General features: G+C 34.1%; 4 protein-coding genes. All 4 read left to right on the plus strand.

The genetic code is table 11. From position 1 onward, the window contains the following. The first annotated feature begins 142 nt into the window (after positions 1-142). Genes AK212_RS13970 through AK212_RS12815 form a run of 4 tightly spaced genes read left to right on the plus strand, consistent with a single transcriptional unit; the run spans position 143 to position 1,246 of the window. A complete protein-coding gene (locus AK212_RS13970; protein ID WP_269204125.1) occupies positions 143-268 on the plus strand; it encodes a hypothetical protein in 126 nt (41 codons plus the stop codon). Beyond that, a complete protein-coding gene (locus AK212_RS12805) occupies positions 241-432 on the plus strand; it encodes a DUF1270 family protein (RefSeq protein WP_053031537.1) in 192 nt (63 codons plus the stop codon). Before AK212_RS13970 ends, AK212_RS12805 begins: the two co-directional genes overlap by 28 nt. A gap of 54 nt (positions 433-486) precedes the next feature. Next, a complete protein-coding gene (locus AK212_RS12810; protein ID WP_053031539.1) occupies positions 487-747 on the plus strand; it encodes a hypothetical protein in 261 nt (86 codons plus the stop codon). After that, on the plus strand, positions 710-1,246 hold the full coding sequence (locus AK212_RS12815) for a host-nuclease inhibitor Gam family protein (protein ID WP_053031541.1): 537 nt from the start codon (positions 710-712) through the stop codon (positions 1,244-1,246). Before AK212_RS12810 ends, AK212_RS12815 begins: the two co-directional genes overlap by 38 nt. Positions 1,247-1,301 lie beyond the last annotated feature (55 nt).

Genomic DNA, 1,301 nt, shown 5'->3' on the forward strand with positions numbered 1-1,301 from the left:
AAACAACCCTCCTTATCACAATGGCAGTTGTGACGTGGAAGGTTGTAAAGATTGAGAGTTATTCAAGACCTAAGAAAACAAAAGTTAATATCAATCTAAACTGTGATGCAGACAAATTTATACACGAAAGGGAGTAATTGCAATGCCAAAACACACACAAACAATGATGTTCCAATTCTTTGCTGAACGTGGCTACTTAGAACCAGCGATTAAAAATCTAGAGGAAAGGAGGGCAAAAGAATGTCAATCAAAGACAAAACAATCTTAATCGCAGGAATGATGTTTAACGTTACATTCTTTTTAGCAATGATGATGAGCATATTCATCACTAATGCAATAGCGATTGCAATGGTTGCGTCGGTAGTAACATATTTGTTTTTTGACAAATTATTTTACGCACAAAAAAAGACTGATACCCACGCCAATGAGTAACAGTCAAACACATGTCAAATCACACAACTTAATCATATAACGGGAGGCACATATATGCAAGAGGTAACTCTATCTTTAAAAGAATATAACAAGTTGATGGAAGATAGCGACAATTTAGCGAAGGTCAAATTGCAAAACAATCATTTGCAGAGACAACTAGAAACCACAGAAGAACACCTCAAAAGTTTAATAGAAATCAACAAACTTTATATAAAACTTTGGAAAGATGAAGAAAACAGAGCAGATAGAGCAGACCAACGATTGGAGGAGTATAGAGATGAACGAATTACAAGAACAAGAATTACAAAACTTTGAGCAAGACGAAAAATTTAAAGTGACTGATTTAGATAGTGCTAACTGGGTGTTTAAAAAACTAGATGCTATAAATACGAAAGAAATTGAAGTTAACAACCTTGCACAAAATGAAGTTGATCGTATCACTCAATGGAAAGATAAAGAAGTTGAAAAGTTACAAAGCAGCAAAGAATATCTGCAAAGCTTAGTGATTGATTACTTTGCAACAGAAAAAGAAAAAGATAGCAAATTTAAACTTAACACGCCATATGGCAAAGTTACAGCACGCAAAGGTTCAAAAGTAATTCAAGTAAGCAACGAGCAAAATGTAATCGAACAATTAAAACAAAGGGGCTTTGACAATTACGTTAAAGTAACTGAAAAGCTCAATCAAGCAGATATCAAAAAGGACTTTAACGTTACAGATAATGGAACGTTGATTGACGCGAATGGCGAAGTTTTAGACGGTGCTTATATCGTTGAAAAACCGACATCTTACTCAATTAAGGTAGGTGATTAGATGAATAAATCTGAAAGTATAACGGAACTCAACAAAGCATTAGCTAACTTTCACA

The sequence above is a fragment of the Staphylococcus borealis genome (genome assembly GCF_001224225.1).
Classification (GTDB): domain Bacteria; phylum Bacillota; class Bacilli; order Staphylococcales; family Staphylococcaceae; genus Staphylococcus; species Staphylococcus borealis.

What these genes read in the sequence shown, in the direction of transcription:
- AK212_RS12810 (WP_053031539.1), top strand. Translation starts at nt 487, where the DNA reads ATGCAAGAGGTAACTCTATCTTTAAAAGAATATAACAAGTTGATGGAA.
- AK212_RS13970 (WP_269204125.1), top strand. Translation starts at nt 143, where the DNA reads ATGCCAAAACACACACAAACAATGATGTTCCAATTCTTTGCTGAACGT.
- AK212_RS12815 (WP_053031541.1), top strand. Translation starts at nt 710, where the DNA reads ATGAACGAATTACAAGAACAAGAATTACAAAACTTTGAGCAAGACGAA.
- AK212_RS12805 (WP_053031537.1), top strand. Translation starts at nt 241, where the DNA reads ATGTCAATCAAAGACAAAACAATCTTAATCGCAGGAATGATGTTTAAC.